The sequence below is a fragment of the Pedobacter steynii genome (assembly GCF_001721645.1).
Taxonomy (GTDB): domain Bacteria; phylum Bacteroidota; class Bacteroidia; order Sphingobacteriales; family Sphingobacteriaceae; genus Pedobacter; species Pedobacter steynii_A.
Genome location: NZ_CP017141.1, coordinates 1,789,325 through 1,808,908, shown reverse-complemented (window position 1 = coordinate 1,808,908; position 19,584 = coordinate 1,789,325). Strand labels below are relative to the sequence as shown.

Annotated in this window: 11 protein-coding genes; 5 read left to right on the top strand and 6 right to left on the bottom strand. The window is 38.9% G+C overall.

From position 1 onward, the window contains the following. The first annotated feature begins 370 nt into the window (after positions 1-370). Positions 371-2,893 (top strand): hypothetical protein, encoded by a 2,523-nt coding sequence (locus BFS30_RS07485; protein ID WP_069378714.1) that lies wholly within the window; start codon positions 371-373, stop codon positions 2,891-2,893. Positions 2,894-2,948: 55 nt separating this feature from the next. Here the strand turns inward: BFS30_RS07485 and BFS30_RS07480 are convergent, their stop codons facing one another. The 3 genes from BFS30_RS07480 to BFS30_RS07470 all read right to left on the bottom strand — a co-directional run bounded on the left by BFS30_RS07480 (position 2,949) and on the right by BFS30_RS07470 (position 6,007). Continuing rightward, positions 2,949-4,544 carry a S8 family peptidase gene (locus tag BFS30_RS07480; protein WP_069378713.1) on the bottom strand — a complete coding sequence of 532 codons (1,596 nt, stop codon included), beginning with the start codon at positions 4,542-4,544 and terminating at the stop codon, positions 2,949-2,951. Positions 4,545-4,685: 141 nt separating this feature from the next. Next, complete coding sequence (gene cobA, locus BFS30_RS07475; RefSeq protein ID WP_069378712.1) at positions 4,686-5,477, bottom strand: uroporphyrinogen-III C-methyltransferase; 792 nt, start codon at positions 5,475-5,477, stop codon at positions 4,686-4,688. 92 nt (positions 5,478-5,569) lie between these two features. After that, positions 5,570-6,007, bottom strand: coding sequence for an RrF2 family transcriptional regulator (locus BFS30_RS07470; protein WP_069378711.1), 438 nt, complete (start codon positions 6,005-6,007; stop codon positions 5,570-5,572). 441 nt (positions 6,008-6,448) lie between these two features. Here BFS30_RS07470 and BFS30_RS07465 point away from each other — a divergent pair, with 441 nt between their 5' ends. Then, entirely contained in the window at positions 6,449-6,760 is a 312-nt protein-coding gene (locus BFS30_RS07465) for a hypothetical protein (protein WP_069382337.1), read from the top strand. A 90-nt stretch (positions 6,761-6,850) separates the two neighbouring features. Then, positions 6,851-8,179, top strand: coding sequence for a sigma-54-dependent transcriptional regulator (locus tag BFS30_RS07460; protein ID WP_069378710.1), 1,329 nt, complete (start codon positions 6,851-6,853; stop codon positions 8,177-8,179). A 2-nt stretch (positions 8,180-8,181) separates the two neighbouring features. Here BFS30_RS07460 and BFS30_RS07455 read toward each other — a convergent pair whose 3' ends face one another. Together BFS30_RS07455 and BFS30_RS07450 are read right to left on the bottom strand one after the other, a co-directional pair. Beyond that, positions 8,182-10,713 carry a hybrid sensor histidine kinase/response regulator gene (locus tag BFS30_RS07455; protein ID WP_069382336.1) on the bottom strand — a complete coding sequence of 844 codons (2,532 nt, stop codon included), beginning with the start codon at positions 10,711-10,713 and terminating at the stop codon, positions 8,182-8,184. A gap of 80 nt (positions 10,714-10,793) precedes the next feature. Next, positions 10,794-12,062, bottom strand: coding sequence for a YeiH family protein (locus BFS30_RS07450; protein ID WP_069378709.1), 1,269 nt, complete (start codon positions 12,060-12,062; stop codon positions 10,794-10,796). Between the two features lie 356 nt (positions 12,063-12,418). Between BFS30_RS07450 and BFS30_RS07445 the strand changes: the two genes are divergently transcribed. Together BFS30_RS07445 and BFS30_RS07440 are read left to right on the top strand one after the other, a co-directional pair. Continuing rightward, complete coding sequence (locus BFS30_RS07445) at positions 12,419-15,382, top strand: endopygalactorunase (protein WP_069382335.1); 2,964 nt, start codon at positions 12,419-12,421, stop codon at positions 15,380-15,382. A 169-nt stretch (positions 15,383-15,551) separates the two neighbouring features. Further along, positions 15,552-16,826 (top strand): DUF4374 domain-containing protein, encoded by a 1,275-nt coding sequence (locus tag BFS30_RS07440; RefSeq protein WP_069378708.1) that lies wholly within the window; start codon positions 15,552-15,554, stop codon positions 16,824-16,826. Between the two features lie 83 nt (positions 16,827-16,909). On the opposite strand, the gene BFS30_RS07435 is transcribed toward BFS30_RS07440, so the two are convergent. Beyond that, positions 16,910-19,564 carry a TonB-dependent receptor gene (locus BFS30_RS07435; protein WP_208603039.1) on the bottom strand — a complete coding sequence of 885 codons (2,655 nt, stop codon included), beginning with the start codon at positions 19,562-19,564 and terminating at the stop codon, positions 16,910-16,912. Positions 19,565-19,584: the final 20 nt, after the last annotated feature.

The window sequence follows — 19,584 nt, the reverse complement described above, 5'->3', positions numbered from 1 at the left end:
AGCTATAATACTTAAAAAGACGAGAATTGATTTTTTAAGTCTTTGAGAGGTAGAAGTGCATTTCATATGAGCGGAATTGAGATGTCAAAATTTTACTTTGATGCAATTTTAATCATAGATTGCTTCGCAACGTCCGTTCGAATTGTTCATTTGCTGAATGCAAAATGAATCGGTTATTCATTTTGTTCATTTTTGATCATACCCTTTTCAATTCGGATCAGCAAATAACACATAACCATTTGCATATCAGTAAATTACCAACACAAAACTGTTTTCATTCATTTTTTTACTTCATATCCGGGCGTTCATTATTGTCCCGAAAGCATTATATTCGTTTAGTTGAAGAAATTAATGCTCACTCGTACTGTATATGGACGATATATCTACCTTAAATGAAGTAAAGAGTCTAATCCTATTAAAAACAGGAATTCGAACCATCACTCCTGCTGATTGTAAAAGGATCTCCATTGAAATCAGTAAAACACTAAATAAGAATGTAAGTGAGACAACCATCAAAAGGTTGTTTGGATTTGCAGTGGTAAAACATAACTTTTCAAAATTTACCCTGACCACATTATCAGAATATGTCAATAAGGAACAGGTTGGAAGTTGGGCTGCCCCTGTACATTTAAATGTACAGGAAAGTGCTACTAACTGGACTGATATCCGGCGTAATGCCAGAAAAATCACAGACTTCACGCTGAAAGGAATAAAAAATCGTTCTGGTATCCCTTACGAAATGACCATCAGCAGAAAATTTGCGGAACATGATTTTGATGACTTCTTTAAAAGCAATTATACTTATACCTGTTTTATTTCACAACCCGGTTACGGAAGGACAATTCTTCTCAGCCATTTAGTAGAAAAATTCTTTAATAACGAATCTTCTGCTCAAAAAGAATCTACTGTAATGTTTATTACAGCAAACAGCTTTTTTAATGCGGATCAAATTACCCTGAATTTCGAGGACCAGCTCAAAATGCAATTGGGCATTTACCACAAAGAGAGCTTACTCGAACATATCCAGGAGAATTACAGTATGACCGGAAAGAAGTTCATCATTATGCTGGACGGATTTTCAGAACTTATCATCAAAAAAGATTTAAAGAAACAACTTTTTGAAAGCATCATCAGTTTTATTTGTTCTATTGAAAATATAGACTGCATTAAATTGGTGATGAGTATGCGGTCTACAACCTGGATGAGATTTTACGACTGTATCAGACACTCTGCATTCTTAAAATCCAAATGGTTTACAGGAAACTACTTCAACCAAAATGAAGTGTCTAATGTTCCTCCTCTGACTGGTAAAGAGGTAGATCAGATTATCTGCAAAATTAACCATTCAGATGTCTATGAATTAAATCCAAAGCTTAAATCTCAATTAAAATTTCCTTTATATATACAACTGTACTATCAGCTAAAAGAAGAAGATCCGTATTTTAACTATTCTACAAGCATCACTTTTCATGAGCTGATTTCCAGGTTTATCCAGGAAAAGATTTACAGGTCAAATTATTATACCGAGAAAATTCTCTTTCTCAAAAAAGTGATTCAGCTAACCGATTATGGTAAAAAAATAGATTCCGTACCAAAAGATCTTTTAATCGGCGAACTATCGGCATTTAAAAATGCATACATGGAGCTTTTATCAGAGGGTATCCTGATGGAAGAAAAAAGCCATGATGATTATCAACCAAGAGAATATGTCCGTTTCATCTATCCTCATATATTTGAGTACTTCCTGTTTATCGAATTGCTGGAAAAATTCCATTTGCAGGTAGACTGGACTTTCTTTCAGTTCATCCAAAGTTCCTACGAAAGCAATAATGTCCGGTTCCATCTTTTACAGTGGACCATTCGCTTTATCATACGAATTGGTGATTTCAGATCCCTCTCTCATATTTTCGATCTGCAACTGAACTATTTTGAGCGAAATTACCTCATTCTCTTCATTGCAGAGAATCTGAGGTTCCGTGCACGTTACAGTCCGGATACCATCAAACTGCTGACTGACCATAAGCTTCATGACATCCTCATCAAACAACTGATTAACTTTGATTTTGTGGATTCCTGTTATAAAGAGGCAGTAACTGTTCTTGCAGATGTGGCTGATACCGATGAAAATCGTTTAATTTATCAATCTATCCTCGCCATTTTTGACATCATGAGTATGGACCAGGAGCGGGTAGCCATGAGATTAAACAAACTAAGCGCCTTAGATGTTAAAGGATGGCCAATAAATCCATATGAGCTAACCTGGTTAATCTATCTTAAACTAAGCAACAAAACCGTTGAATCACATCCTATTATTCAGGACCTGGAAAGTTTCAATTATACTTTCTTAGAAACGAAAGCAGTACTTGACACCAAGCAAGGAATAGCTTATGTGTTACTACTAATCCTCAATACGTTCTATGGTAGTGATGAAGGAACAATCCACATTATCAGGACCATTTCCAAATTACATCCGCGTGTATTCTCAAAACGAACAGCGTTTACTATTTTTATGATGAACGTTTTTGCCTTATCAAGTTCAAAGGTAAATCCGGGCAAGAAAACCGATCAGATAGAACATATATTGGTCGAGATCCACAATAACAAAACACGCTTTAAGCTAACTGAATATTCCGAATCTATTTTAAGGATGATGCAGGCAAACCAACTCAGAAACAGAGGAGAGTATGTACTTGCCTATGAGTATTCAAACGAGTGCATTCAGATTTTTAAAAGAAATGAACTCAATCTGAATTGCATTATGATGTATGATGTCATTATTGCCATTTTTAAAGACCTGAAAGACCCGGTAAAGGTAAACGAATACAAATACGAACGTTTATGCTTTATGGAAGAAAGAAAAATACCTCATAAATTATTGGTCACAGTATGCTAAAAAGAAAAGCCATTAATTTGATTAATGGCTTTTCTTTTTAAATACAAAATAATGCTTATTTTTTATATTCTGCTGCAAGTTTTAGTGCGTTATAGGCATTTACAATACCTCCGGTTACGCATAGATCAGAAAAAGGAATATCCTTAATTGCAGAGCCTTGCTCCACTTTTACAACCTGATCTACTTTAACCACAGATTTAAGGATAATATCTTTAACCTCCACTGCAGTCAACTTAGGATAATAAGAACGGATTAGTCCGGCCAAACCAGCAACAACAGGTGCCGCCATACTTGTTCCATTAAATTTTTCATATTTAGAACCCGGAACAGTTGAATTGATATTTACACCTGGTGCAAACACATCTACCTTAGTTTTGCCGTAATTTGAAAAGTTTGCCTTGATTGACCCGTCATTTAACCAACCTGAAGCTCCTACCGTAATCCATGAACTGGCTACTCCACCATCTGCATATTCCGGATTAGGGAAGTTTTGTTCAACCTCCAGATCATTATTATCATTACCTGCCGCGTGAACCAGTAAGACATCTTTTGAAACCGCATATTTTACCGCATCATCAACTATGGCTTTATTCCATGAATATGATTTGCCAAAACTCATATTGATTACTTTTGCTCCGTTATCAGCTGCATATCGGATTGCATTTGCGACATCTTTGTCACGTTCATCCCCATTAGGAGTATTGCGGACAGCCATGATTACGACATTATCTGCAACCCCTTTTATTCCAAGGTCATTGGTTCTTACAGCGGCAATAATTCCCGAAACGTGAGATCCATGACTTGCATCCGGACCTGCAACATCATTATTACCATAAAAACGTTCCTTAGTGTTTTCAGGATCGTCACCAACAATAGCTCTTGGATCATAATCCAGGTTCAGGTTATAATCGATCTGCGTTTTGAAGTGATCATATCCAGCTACAACCTGACCATCATAAAATTCCTTGAAAGTGGCATTTTTCAGCTGCTCGATCATAATTCTCTGGATATTTTTTTCCATATCATTAGCAGGACTGAAACTTTGGAAATCAGCAACGGTAGGGCTTTCTTTTCCTATCTTTTTCACCACCTCATCGATCACAGTTTTAAAAGCAGATACCCGTTGAAATCCATCTTTCGCTTCAGCCAGTTCTTTTTCCAGCTCTGTTTTATTTTTCTGATAAGCCTCAAATGCCGTGAGTTCATTTGCTTTTACAGATGTAGCATCAGAATTACCAAATTTAGCATTGTCCCTACGAACCAGACGTGTCAATTCCAGCGTCTCATGATTCACTGAACCCTTTGCAGAACCTAAAAAGTTCCATCCATAGATATCATCTATATACCCGTTTTTATCATCGTCTTTTCCGTTTCCTGCTTTTTCTTTTTTGTTTATCCAAATAATGGTTTTCAGGTCTTCGTGGTTATTGTCTACTCCCCCATCCAAAACAGCCACTATTACAGGTTTGGACTTTTTCCCTTTTAACAATTCATTATAAGCTTTCTCTGTACTGATACCGAAAGTAGAATCTGCTTTAAGATCCAGATTCTGCCAGTTTGGTTTTTGTGCCATTGACAAAAATGGAATGGCAGTTAATAAAGACAAACCCAGGATTCTCCGGCAGCAAAAATTTGCTTTTATTTTATTCATAAGTTGATATTTTAAACAAAGTTAATTAATAATTATGGCAAGGTATTTATGCCCGATATGCGACAATCACCAATCTTCTATCCCATAAACGTAAAAAGCCAGATACTAATATCTGGCTTCTCTAACAAAATATAATAATTATTATTGTAATGACAACATTTCGTAAAAGTCCTTAATCCTTGCAAAGGAAGGATGAAGCGAGACCACATCTCCAAAAACAAGTAATGCAGGGGAAGAAATCTTATTGTCTTCGATTAATTCCGCAATGGTATCTACCACTCCTATCTTTATATGTTCATTTACCGATGATCCGTTTTCAATCACCGCCACCGGAAGTCTGTTTTTACCTTCTTTTTGAAAAATCTCCGCAATCTCGCGGATCTTCTCAATCCCCATCAGAACAACAACAGTAGCTTTTGACTTGGCAGCTACCCCCAGATCAGGAGAAAGCTCACCCGCAGCATTTGTCCCACTAAGCACCCAAAAGCTTTCGCTCAGCGTATGATAAGTCATTGGTATTTTATGTAAGCCCGGAACACCTAAAGCGCTGGAAATTCCTGGGATAATTTCTGTCTGAATGCTATAGGATTCTGCATAGTCAACTTCTTCAAAGCCACGTGCAAAAACAAAAGGATCACCACTTTTCAATCTGACCACGTGACCGAAGTTTAGCGCGTAATCGATCATCAGCTTATTTACCGCATCCTGCGAAAATGACTCGTCATCAGATTTACTACCAACAAATATTTTTATTGCTTTTTCCGGGGCGTGATTAAGTAGTGCTTCATTCACCTGTGCGTCATACAATACCACATCTGCGCTGGCTATCGCTTTAACACCTTTCAGACTGATCAGTTCAGGATCACCTGGACCAGCTCCTACCAATGTAATTTTAGGTTCTTTTACACCACTTTCTATCTTATTTAAAATCATAGCCTTACGTTTAAAGGTATCACATATTTGTCTTGGAAATACAAATATACAAAAAGACTATAGAAGTAGTAGATTTTATTTGAAATTAAATATTACTGAACAATACTTTCATCCGTTTCACGCGCAATAACGTCTGCAATAGAAGTTTGAGCAAGGACTTTTAATGTCGCATCCCGAACATCAATAAAAGTTTTTCGAATGCCACAGGTTATCTCGTCATGGCATTCATCGCATTTACGGTAGAATTTGAGACTTGCGCAGGGCACCATCGCAATTGGTCCGTCAGTAATACGAAGAATATCCGCCAGATAAATGTCACCAGGCTCTTTATTCAGGCTGTAACCACCTCCTGCACCTTTCTTACTGTACAGGTAACCTGCATTACGCATGTCCAAAAGGATTTGCTCTAAGAACTTTCTGGGGATCATTTCCTGTTCTGCCAATCTCACGATTTGCATAGGAGGATTTCCAGTGTTTTTTCCGAGCGCAACAAGCGCCTTTATTGCGTATTTAGTCTTCTTAGATAGCATAAAGACAAAGTTAAGAAAAAATACATTACTTTCTCATAGCCTAATATATGGGTATAAATTAGAGAATTGAATGCCATATCCGTCGGGCATGGCTATGTTTGGTTTGTGAAACTATTCAACTCTTCTCCGAGTGTTCTTCGACCCTTCTTCAAATTTTCTTCAACTCTGAGTCAGGGAAGACCCAGCGCGATATCGCATGATACTTGTACGAAACTCGTAAGATAATACAACTATACCTTACCAAAACAAAGTCTCTTCTACGCCTGAGCCATCTGTTTCTTTCCACAACAAAGTGTGGAATAACGCAACAGTATTTTTTCAGTGAAGGCGCATTTTCCTTTGATTATAAGCCATTTGCCCACTTTTCGCTATTCTGGCATCATTATGAAATCTATCTCAGCACAATCACAACAGAATAATAAATTTTTAAAATATAGAATTATGAAAAAGATCATCTTATCAGCAGCAATTTTAGCATTCGTAGGATTAACTCAGGTAAAAGCAAGTGACGTTAAAAATCCAGTAATGGTTACTGTAAAACAGGACAGTGTAACAAAGGCTCCGGTTGAATTGAAAGATCTTCCTGATGCAGTTAAAACAACATTAGCATCTGACAAATATAAAGAGTGGACTCCAACTGCCGCATTTTTAGTAACTAAAGCAGATAAATCTGAATACTATCAGATCGATGCCAAAAAAGGAGAAGAAACTGCTTCTTTAAAATTATCTAAAGAAGGTGCAGTTATTGAGTAAGCCCACAATAAATATCAAATTAATATACTTCACAAAAGCCGGATGTCCTCCGGCTTTTGTATTTTTGCTATAATTACAAGCGAAATCCTTATGGCAAAAATACTGATTATTGAAGACGACCTCACTTTTTCGCAGTTACTGGAAGGTTTTCTGACCAAACATGGTCATGAACCCATCCCGGTGAATGATGTAAAAAAAAGTCTAAAACTGATAGAACAGCAAAGTTTTGACCTTTTATTGGTAGATTATCGTTTACCTGACGGAACAGGGCTGGATGTATTATCTCATGTACGTGGAAAAGGACTAAACCTGCCGGTCATTATCATGACCAGTTTCAATGATGTAAGAACTGCGGTAAAATCAATCCAGTTAGGAGCATTCGATTACATTACCAAGCCCGTGAATCCGGACGAATTGCTGATGATCATCAACAACTCCCTGGGCAAAAAAGAAAGCCCAGGTTCAGGCCCTTCTATTGAACATGGAGACGCTATCAAAGGAAAAAGCAGTATTGCTGATAAATTATACGAACACATTAACCTGGTTGCCCCAACCGACATGTCGGTGATCATTCAGGGAGAAAGCGGAACAGGTAAAGAATATGCCGCAAGAGCACTCCACATGCAAAGCAAGCGTAAAGATAAACCCTTCGTCGCAATTGATTGTGGTGCCTTATCTAAAGATCTGGCAGCAAGTGAGCTATTCGGACATGCCAAAGGTGCATTTACAGGCGCCCTGACAGATAAAAAAGGCCAGTTTGAAGCGGCCAACGGAGGCACCTTGTTTTTGGATGAAGTAGGAAATCTCAGCTATGAAGTTCAGGTAAAGATGTTACGTGCCTTACAAGAGCGCATCATCCAGCCTCTAGGTAGTACAAAAACGATAAAAGTAGATGTAAGGATCATTACCGCAACCAATGACGACCTTAAAACAAGTGTGGCCAATGGTTCTTTCCGGGAAGACCTTTACCATCGTTTAAATGAATTCAAAATTCAGCTTCCCGCATTAAGGGACAGGGGTAAAGACATCGAGCTTTTCATTAATCATTTCATCAGGCTTTCCAATACGGAGTTACAACGAAATGTGCAAAATTTATCCCAACAGGCGAAAGATCTTTTACTTCAATATGACTGGCCTGGAAATTTAAGGGAGTTAAAGAATGTGATCAAAAGAATGGTACTGCTGACTCCCTCGGAAACTGCGGAAGTGGATTCTTTACCGGAAGAAATGATCATCTCTATTAACCAGATTCCGAAACCAAATGGCTCTGATCTTAAAGCCATAAATGAGGTAAATGAAAAGATGCTGATTATAGAAACTCTAGTAAAGGTGAAGTACAATAAATCCAAGGCTGCCAAATTACTGAATATAGATCGTAAGACCCTATACAGTAAAATGGAGCGTTATGAAATAGAATAAAATCAAATCTTTTTCAGCTGATTGATTAGCATTTTCAATTGTTCAGACAAAACCAGGATGCGGTTCCTGATACCTTCTTCAGGAACCGGATGCTCAGACAAGGCGATTTCCATCTCCCGGAAATCAGCCGCCAGTTTTCGGGACCCAATCTGGGCAATCCGGCCTGCAAGCCGGTGGGTAACTAAACGGAGTATTTCTCCATCCTCCTCCTTTAATGCTTTTTGAATCTCCTGGGTATCATTTTCTGAATCAAAAGTAAAACGATCCAATATCATTTTTAATTGATCTTTATCATCAAAAGTCATCTTACGTAACGGCCCAAGATCCAATTCAACCTCATCCACTATACCTACTTCTGCTTTGAATTGTTCTGTTCCCTTATTATCTTCCTCAAGATCCTCAGATAAGCTTATTTCTTCAGAAAATACCGCCAGCAATTCGTTTTCCCTGAAAGGTTTCATTACCAGGCCATCAAAGCCATTGTTCAAAAGAAATTCCCGCTCATCAGGAAGGACCTGCGCAGTAATGGCAAAAATCTTCACTTTCGTACCCATCCGTTCCCTGAGAAGCCTGCAAAGGTCAATCCCGTTCATTTCCGGCATTCTCATGTCAACCAGAATGTATTTCAAATGATCATCTGGCTCCTCTTTCAATAATTGGGATGGAGAATGAAAACTTTTATATTCGATTTCATTTCTTTGAAAAATAATGCCACATAGATCAAGGATAAGGGGATCATCATCTACGACCCAGACTTTGAATTGCTTCCAGGATACCCTTTCCTTTGAACTCAATAAAAGTTCTTCAATCGGCTCTTCTGCGACTTTGAAAGTCAGATACACGGTAAAAACACTTCCTTCACCCTGCTTGCTTTTCACATAAATCCTACCAGCCTGATTTTCTACCAATGATTTAATGATTGTTAAACCAAGGCCCGTTCCAGCCTGATTCAGCACTTCATTGTCTGGTGTATTGACCTGCTCAAACTCATTAAAGATCACTTTTGTTGCTGCTTCCGAAAGGCCTATCCCGGTATCTTTCACCATGAAGGTGAAATGAAGGTTCTCAGCCTGTCTTTTATAAAACACAGAAAGTATAACCTCCCCTTCATTAGTAAATTTGATTGCATTACCCAACAGGTTATAAAGAATTTGTTTTAAGCGGAAGGCATCTCCAGTGATGTATCGGGTTTCATGAAGTGTCACTTCTGTTAACAGATCCAATGATTTCCTTTCTGCCTGTGGGCGCATTACAGAAACGACCTCCTCCAAAAGCTTTGTGATATCAAAAGGTTTATCGGCGAAAGTAAACTTGCCTGAAATGATCCGGTTATAATCCAATACCTCATTTACAATCTGTAACAGATGTTCAGATGAATGATAGATAGCATCTATATCTTTAGGTTTCGGATGCTCCTGCTGCCGGATGACTTCAGCATATCCGATAATTGATTGTAAAGGAGTCCTGATTTCATGGCTCATATTAGAAAGGAAGCGTTGCTTTGCCTGACCATGATATTCAGCTTCATCTCTTGCCAGCTCCAGTTCATTTTTATAGCGGTTACTTCGCGTAATGTCTGTCAGGATGAAATACAGTAATAACAACATCAGTAGAAAAAAAACCAGCATAATGATACTGATGGTATTAATTCCGGTATTAACGACATGCTTAGCCTGAACACCATTTAATTCTATTTGGGTAACCACTTCGCTTTCTACTTTTCTAAGGATATCGAGCATCTGATTGATCAGCCTGTTATTGGCATTCGCCAGTTCGGCCTCCTTATTCAGGAACCTCGCACTTTTCATTCTCTGCTCTTTTTCAATTGTCCTAAGGGATTCTTCAAGGCTTTTAGAAATTTTCTCTTCATTTGATAGTGCAATCGTATCTACTTTTACATTCTGCTCATTGATAATTTTATAAGATTTGTTATCTTCTTTATTCTCTTTTTTCTTTCCGAAAAGTCGGCCAAAAAAACCCCTGTTCTTATCTTCAGTTGAATAAATCGTGGTGGTAGAAGTCTGCTGTTGAGAAGCTAAAATTGTACTGTCGTTCCCACTTTTATTGACCAGATCACTTAGATTTTTCACCTGTGTGGAGAATGACTTATTATTTACCAGGCCCTCTCTGACCTTTAGATAATTGACAAACTGGTTATCTCTTTCACTTAAAAGCTTTTGAATACTTGCGATACGGTGAAGCTGTACAGAATCTTTTGGATATAACATCGACAAAGAATCCAAAACCAATCGCAATTGTCTTGATTCTTTAAATAGCTTACCATAGTTTTTCGGGTCATTGGAGGCCTGTCGTTTTTGCAGTTGATCTAATCGGCTTATTTTAAGAGAAATCAGGTTCACCATCCTTAAACGTTCACTCGGAGCAGAGATGTTTTCTACAGTATTTAACATCTCATTAAAGGCAACCTTACTCACTCCCCAGGCCATTACCAATGCAAAACAGGCCAATAACAATGCAATAATAATCTTTCCTTTAATTGCTTTAAACAAACTCTGCTTTGGCGTATTCCTCATTTTTTTGGATGACATCAATTGATAATGTAATTAGAACAGCAAGTAACCTGCCATTATCTGATTTTCAGGAAAAGAATAGATTAACCAAACAAAAAGAAGGCTACAATTAAAGTAATGATCACATTGAACAGTTGCGCAATCAGAAAAGCATAAAATGGGCTTTTACTGTTATGCTTAAAAAGGTCCTTAAAATTAGTTTCCAAACCTATACTCGTGAATGCCAGTGCAAACCAGGCACCCTGCAAATTTTTAAGACCGTCTTTTACAACAGTTACTGTTTCCTGTGACAATAGGAAGGAAAACAACAGTGAAGCGCCTATGAAGCCTAAAACAAATTTAGGAAAGCGCTCCCAGATCACACCTAGTGTAGGCTTAACTCTGGCACCACTTTCATCAGTATGATTCGTATATGACCAGTATATGCTAATCACAAAAGCTGCAATTCCCAATAAAACATTCTGAGAAAACTTGACTATCGTACTGATTTTTAAAGCTTCCTCTCCTACTAAAGTCCCCGATGCCACTACCGCTCCGCTCGTGTCGATACTTCCACCAATCCATGCTCCTGTAACTGATTGTGAAAAGGAAAAGTAATTGGCAATGTATGGCATAAAAATCATCATAGGAATCGCTGTAATTAATACCATAGAGATCACATAAGAGAGCTTTTTTGAATCACCCTTAATTGCACCTGAAGTAGCAATCGCTGCTGAAACGCCACAAATTGACACCGCACTGGAGATCATCATCGTAAGTTCATTGTCTATCTTAAGCTTTTTACATAGCCAGAATGCAAAGTACCAGACAGAAATCACGACCACTAGTGCCTGGATCAGGCCAAGAGAGCCAGCCTTAAGAATATCTGCAAAAATTACCGTTGTGCCCAGTAAAACTAATCCAATCTTTACAAAAAGCTCCGTAGAAAGTGTAGCACGGAACCAGTCTGGCAATTTGAAAAAATTACTGATGGCAAGACCAATCATCAGACTGAAAATTACTGCTTCCAGATTGAAAGACCTCATCGTTGCATTGCCGGCAATCACCAGTGCGATCATTGTCAGGAAATAAACTACCGGAAAGCCTATGAAAAAATTTTTTACTGATTTACCCATTATCCATGTTCCCAGCCCCCCAATACACACTATAAAAAAGAACTGGATGAGCATAGCCCTGAGGTTATCAAAACTGAGGACTTTATCAAACAATATGGTAGAATTGTCCCATTTAAAAGCAGGAACAGGCACCTGAAAAAAGAAAATTGAAATAAGGATGACGAGTGATCCAAGAATAACTACAGTCCAATCTTCGTGGATGGAAAAATTTGTGGTTTTTAAGAATTTTTTAGTCATTACAGGTTTATTTATTTGTGTGGTGTAATTTAAGATTTTATTCTTCAACACCTAATTCCTTCATCCTTATAAAACATGAAAAAGCCAGGTCATCCAACCTGGCTTTTAACCAAACAAAACTTAGATCTAACCAAACATCTAATATTTTCTAAGCATCAGCCCGGGCGGGCTGAGAATTATATTCTTTAAGCTTACTGAGAGCAAATATAATAAAGTCTACTAATTTAATAGAATTTATTTTCATTTATTTTTTCAAGGTGATAATAATGCCTTTAATTGCCAGAATAGCTGACTATTTAGTTAAGAAAGTTGAGTACTTATTCCCGATTTTTAACTTAATCTTACTCGACAAAAAAATGAAGAAGTTCTCCTTTCTGTTAATCTGCATTTTCCTATGGTTTTTACAGGTTGCAAATGCCCAGATTAATCCCTCAATCACTGGCAGAACCGAAATACTTGCTACTGAAAATGCAAGTCATATTGTGGGAATCCATAAAGATACCCTCACTGTTATAAATGGCAGTACTTACTCCTATACGGTCGATACTCCTGAGGACCTGGGATTGATTTCTACAAATATCGGAAGAAAAGGACTGTTAATACAGATCAGGTCCACAGACGGTTCCGTCCAAAAATATCAGTTCAGCGACGCTTCAGGGACTAACAAACAGGAAGGAGCGTTACTCGAAGGAGACCGGCTTACAGTAACCTCAGCTGATGGAGAATCCCGGAAAGTTTACTACATTTCGTTAAAAGAGCAGGCTATCAGCGGTAAATTATGGCTGGAAAAGAAAAAGATGACGATAAATGCTCCTCAGTCACTGATACTTTATTTTACAGCAGGCCAGAGAAGTCCAAATGCAAGGATAAGCATTGATCTGGCTCCGGGAATTGAGGTGAATATGGAAAACACAACGGTCAATGTCATTGGCCGCGGGGAAGTGAAATTAAAAGATCTAGATCGTCAGTCCATCGGCAAAACTGGCAGAAATTACTCCTATTCAAGCGTAGGAAATGTCTCCATTAAAGGCAACCCGTCTACCGGGCAAACCTTAATATTCGATCATCTTGACCTTCGCCCGGCAAATGGAGCGGATCTGAAAGTCACCATTAACAATGTCAGTCTGAACAAAACAGGCACTTATTTATTCAAAGCCAGATATAGCACTTCAAAACCAAAAGTATACCAAAGCGCAGGAACCGGAACTGAAATCGCAGCACTTCAGGTAGGGAACGATATTACTGATTTTCAAAGAATTCCTCTTAAAGATTTACATTACAAAGAGCAGCCCGAAACCTATACTCAACTCAGCTTCAGATGGAGTAGCTACAATAAAACTGGCAACATACAGGTTTTACAATCGCTGGACGAGGGCAAAACATGGTTGAGTAGCTTAGCCCGCGTCAAACCAAATCACACTGCTTTCATTTCCGGATTAATACCAGGTCGCCAATATTATTTTAAACTTCAATTCAGTAGCGGGAAGGTGCCTGTTTTTTCAAATGAAGTTAAATTTTACAGCGGTAAAATCGATGCTAAAGCATTCGGCATTATCGCCAATGAACAAAAAGACCATACCGACTTAATTAACCAGGCTATCGACTCCATTGCCGGGCAAGGAGGAGGAACATTGCTTTTCAGCAAAGGAACTTACGCTGTCAGAACTGTTCACTTAAAAAGCAATGTCTATTTATATCTGGATAAAGACGCGGTTATCAAGGCGATCAGAGGTACCGACGCCCCGGAAGCAACCTGGTTCAGTGATAAAAAATACCGTTCCGGACTTTCTCCTACAGATGAAGGGCCCTATCATGATCCCGAAAATTATCTTGTCAAACAGGATGTTGGTCATCATTATTTTAGGAACTCCATGTTTTTCGGAGAACGGCTGGATAATGTAAAAATTATAGGGAGAGGACTCATTACAGGAGATGGAAACCTGGTAACAGGAGACAAGGTGATGAACAATCCTCCCGACTATAGGGGCGATAAAATGTTTACGTTTAAACGCTGCAGCAATCTGGAAATTGGCGGCATTTATACCGACCGCGACTTATGGTACGATCCTGAAAAAGATGAACCTTATTATATTGATAAAGATGGAGGCAAAGATTTTGATAGCAGTTCTATGTTGAAAATCGAGCGCGCAGGACATTTTGTATTACTGGCCACAGGAACAGACTCTATTAATGTCCATGACACCTATTTTGCAAAAAAAGAGGTATCCAATGCCAGAGACATCTACGATTTTATGGGTTGTAATGAAGTGGAAGTCACCAATATTTATTCAAAAGTAAGCTCTGATGACATCGTAAAGCCAGGCTCTGATTGCTCGCTGGGTTTTACCAGACCAGCAAAGAATTACAGAATACGAAACATTATTGGCGACACCAATTGCAACCTCTTCCAGATCGGATCGGAAACGGCCGATGACATCACTAACATATGTATAGATAATATCTATATTCTTGGGGCAAACAAAGCAGGTTTCTCTATATCTACCAATGATGGGGCACTTATACGGGATATACACCTCAACTGTGGACATACCGGAAGGATCCATTCCAGGTCTAAAATGTTCCGGACCACTGCTCCATTCTTTATTTCTATATCCAACCGAGGGAGAATTATTGGCGCAGATGTAGGAAAATATACTTTTCTGGAAAACGGAAAAAAAAGAGAGGAACTCCTGGTAAAAAATGTAAATATCGGTCGGGTAGAGAACATCCTGATTCAGGGAGTTGACATTTGCGAGGTATATAGTGGCAGTTCCTATGGTGGGAGCCGTTGGAAAAATTATGATGGCACACAAAAAAGATCAACGTCTATTATCGCAGGGTACCAACTTCCGGACTCCGCCGCTGTTGAAGGGGGATTAAACTTCCGTTTACCCAATGGCCTGCACACTGGATACGTCCAGAATATCTCATTTAAGGATATTCATGTGCTTGATAAAGGAGGAAATCCAATCGCAGATTCCGGGAACACTCCCCCCGAACTGGGCTTGGGACAGTATAATGTGACCAACCTCAAAACACTTCCTTCCTACGGTCTTTGGGCACGTCATGTGAAGAGGCTCAGACTGGAAAAAAGCAGCTTTAATTTTGAGAAGCCAGATGGCAGACATGCAATATTTCTGGAGCATGTACAAGATGCCAGCTTAAGGGATATAAAAATGGTAACATCAAAAGACCAGAGTCAGGCCATAATGCTAAAGGAGTCCAAAAACATTTATCTGGATAAGGTAGTTTATTATCTGGACCAATGGGAGAATAGCCCTGCTCTACCATTGGTAATTCAGGAAAAGGAGCAAAAATAGCATTCATCTAATCCGTTTAGGGAAATTCAATACCTTGAATGCATCAGGATTGAAAACGTTATTTTTTTTTATCTAAGTTTGCATAACAAAAACGAAAGATGAAAATCAGTAAAGAAAGCTTAAATAAAGCTCCTGAATCTTCTACCAATACAGAAAAGTCGATTGATCAATGAGTTTAGCACATCGCGCGGATCTTATTATTACAGCAGTGATGAACTTATCAACAAAAAAAATTGCTTTTCAATTCGCCTCAGTTATACTACTGGCTTGCCTGATTGCCTGTCAGGAAGAGCAGACCGGCACCGGCTCCGGAATACAAAAAAAGTATAGTATCTATATCTTAGGTAAAGATGCAAAAGAGTATATTTTAGAGACCAACACACTAGATAGCGGAATATTATATCCTGAAAAAACTGGCCATGAGATCAATGAAAAAGAGATCGATCGTGAACTCATTGTACGAGATGGTTATTACTACCTTCTAAACAGAAAAAAAGCTGTTTTCAGAAAATATAAAGTAGCAGCTACTGAGTTAAAAAAGCTTGCCTCTGCTCCATTAGAAAATTTCTCTGTCGACAATTATTATTGGATAAGCAAAGACACTCTTTTGTTAACCGGCCTTAACCTCACTGACTTTACTCAGGTGAAGTATGCTTTGATAAAGACAGATGACATGAAAGTCCTTACTATAGGTGATCTTGCCATCCCTCGTCCTTCAGGCAAGTACACCTCTGTATCAACTGGATTTGTTGAACGGAGAAAAAAACAACTTTTTGTGGGTTACACTTATCACCAACAACTAGGTTCTTATGATTACACGACCAGCGATACCACCTATCTTGCCCTCTTCAATTATCCACAGATGACGATCAGGAGGATTGACAAAGATATACGTTCCACCTATCCGGGAGGGACGAATATGGTACAACCCTATTCTTTCAATGATGAAAAGGGAAATTATTATTTTATGACCTGTCCCGGGATAGCACTTGGAAACCGGGCGGATCGTCCGACGGGAATATTTCGCATTAATACCGGAGAAGATGTGCTGGACAAAAAATATTTCTTTAACATTTCAGGCTCTGTCATTAACAACCATGCTTACGGAATATGGTACCTTGGAGGAGGCCAGGCTATTATCCGGACTGAAAGAAAGGATTTGTTCAAAGGGCTAAACGATCATTACAGCGCGGCTCATTTTGAATTTTATCTCCTGGATCTTTACGCCGGTAAAGTATTAAAAAAACTAGCACTGCCTTTAGATAAAGGAACCAGAAGGGCATCCATAATTGTCTCCGGAGGTATCGCCTACATTTCCATCAACTCTACGAAAGAAGGCAACTATATCTGGCTTTACGATATAAAAACAGACAGCTTAAGAAAGGGGCTGCAATTATCAGGTAATACTGATTTTATCATGAGAATCGATCAGCTTAAGAAGTAAAACAAACAGAACAGGCATAGGACATAAAAAAAGGCCGCCCGGAAAAAATCCAGGCTAAGCCTTTTCAAATCAGGTATTTTATCTTAGAAATCGAATGCTGCAGAAAGCTTGGCAAATCTGCCCAGGATTGGCCTGGCATAATAAATAGACCCAGGGGCAGTCGTTACTCTTGGATTACCTTCTGTCAGTCCGATTGTATTGGTTAAATTCGAAGCATCCAAAGCAAAGCGCATTCGTTTAACTTTTAGGGATACCCCAGCATTTAGTACATCAAATGCCGGCAGGGCAAATACATTTTCATTATCTGAATATTTCTTACCAAAATGATTCAGTTCTGCATAGATTGCCAGGTTCTTTGTCAGGTTGTAAGCTGGCCGGATGGTACCGTAAAAAGCTGGAATTCTGCGCACCCTATTTCCATTATTGTTCACTCCTTCACCAGAGAAATCATTGAATTTTGGATCCTGTAATGTTGCATTTATAGTTAAACTAAAGTCTCCCGCAGTAAACTGACCTTCCAGTTCTATTCCATAGTTACGGGCTTTCGCAAACTTATTTTCCGACTTTCCGTTGAGCAGAATGTCTGTAAAAGCCAGGTTATCCAGATCCATATAGAATGCATTTGCAAAAAGGGCAAACTGCCTGGCTTGATACTTATAACCCAATTCAAATTGATTGATGATGGTCGGCTTTAATTTATCAAGACGATCTGCATTGTCAAAATAAGCCTCCTCAATCGGGGAGCGGAATCCATTACTGTACCGGAAATAAGCCGCCATATCCTCCGCGAATTTATAACTAGCCGCCGCACTTCCTGACAGGCGGTTTACGTCATATTCCCAGTATTGATACGGCCCCTCTGTTGTCGTCATTGAATTATCGGCTGTCGTGCCTGCAAAATCATTATTGAAAGCAGTACTGTTGTCCAGATTCTGGGAGTTAAATTTGGAATTACCTTTATATCCCGTATAACGATCCATATCATAACGTAATCCTATATCAAATGTCAATTGATCAGTTGCTTTAATTTCCGCATTCCCAAAAACGGCATTCAGGTTTCCTTTTGTTTGTGCCTGCCTGGTTAACCAGGAAATGTCAGTTACACCATTATAGGTTCTGGAACGGTTGTTACCACCTTCAGGAACGGATTTATCTACAAGGTTTAACAACTGAGGATTATCCGAAACTTCCACCAATAAGTTGCTCCAGTTCCACTGCTGGTTAGATGTCCAATTGGAATAATAATAGCCTAAAGATAAAGCCACTTTATCATTCTTATAATCAAACCTCAGGTTATTGGCAAAGTTTTTCATTTGTTTATCAATTGCCCAGTAGCCAACTTTAGCCACTAGTCCGGGATTCATAACTGCTCCTGTGCCGGCATTAGTATATTCCGGACTTAATACCGGAAAATCGGCACCACTGCTTGTTTTGTATCCTGCGGCAAAGTCAGCGGCAGTTTGCGGTTCAGCTCCAGGAAATATAGCTGTATATTCCAAATTGATTTTAGTATATCTGGTATTGTTGCTTAACGTAAAACCGCCGCCTAAATCTGTTTTAAATTCTGCACCAACAGCATCTACAATCGGATGCACCCCATCTTCCAGATTTCTTTTAAAATAGCCACCGCCGTATTGAGGAACATCCAGCTGACTGAAATTCCTTGAAGTCAGGGTACCGGTATTCGGATTGAAACCATCTATTCCCTTAGGATTATTTTTATCGGTCAATGGAATAGGTAATAAAAACAGGTTCCTGTCATTCAGCTTCTTGTAAGACAATTTGATAAAACCCTTATCCAGGTTGTATTTTAAGTTCATTTTAACTTGTCCACCATCATTCCCTTTAAATCCGGGATTACGAACTCCGTTTTCAGTCCTGTAGAAACCGCCAACGTTAAAGAATAGTCTGTCGGGAATCAAAGCGCCTCCAACATTCAGGTCAGTACGGAACAATCCAGAAGTCCCTGTTGTCATTTTAGCTGTTCCGGAAAAATCATTACCTCCTGTTTTGGTAATAAAATTGATGATACCTCCCGGAGCATTGGTCGCAAAAATGGAACCAGATCCCCCTCTAAGTGCCTCCATACGTGAAATCGTCTCATCTACACGTAACCAGTTATCGGCATTTGCAAATTGTAATGCCCCATCTTCAAAAACAGGCATTCCATCTTCCTGAATCTGTACATACTCATAGGCTCCTGCGGATGGAATCCCTCTTGAAAACAAGTTATTCCCCACCTCACCACCGGAAGTTTCTACCACAAAACCGGGTACATGTTTCAATAAATCGGCTGCACTCGATGGAGCCAGTTGCTGAATGGTTTTGCTGTTAAAGCTGGTAATGGCAACACTGGATTCTATCTTCTTTAAAGGATTCACAGAACCCGTTACCACTACTGCATTCAGTTCCATCAAATCCTCTAAAAGTGTAATTTTTAATGTACCAGAAGCCGAGACCGGCTGTTCTACACTTTTATAGCCAATCGCACTAATGATCAACACTTTTGCATCAGGGGTCAGATTTAAAGCAAATTTACCATCACGGTCTGTAGACGTTCCGGTCCTGGTTCCTTTGATCACCACCGTAGCTCCTACTATAGGCTGATCACTTTTGTCAACGACGATCCCAGTTAAGGTTTCTATAGATTTAAGAACTTTCATCCGCTCTTTACTATAGGACGTTTCTGCACTGCTCAGTAAACAGCAGGCCACAATAAATAATAGATATCTTTTCATAATTTGGTTTTTAAATGGTT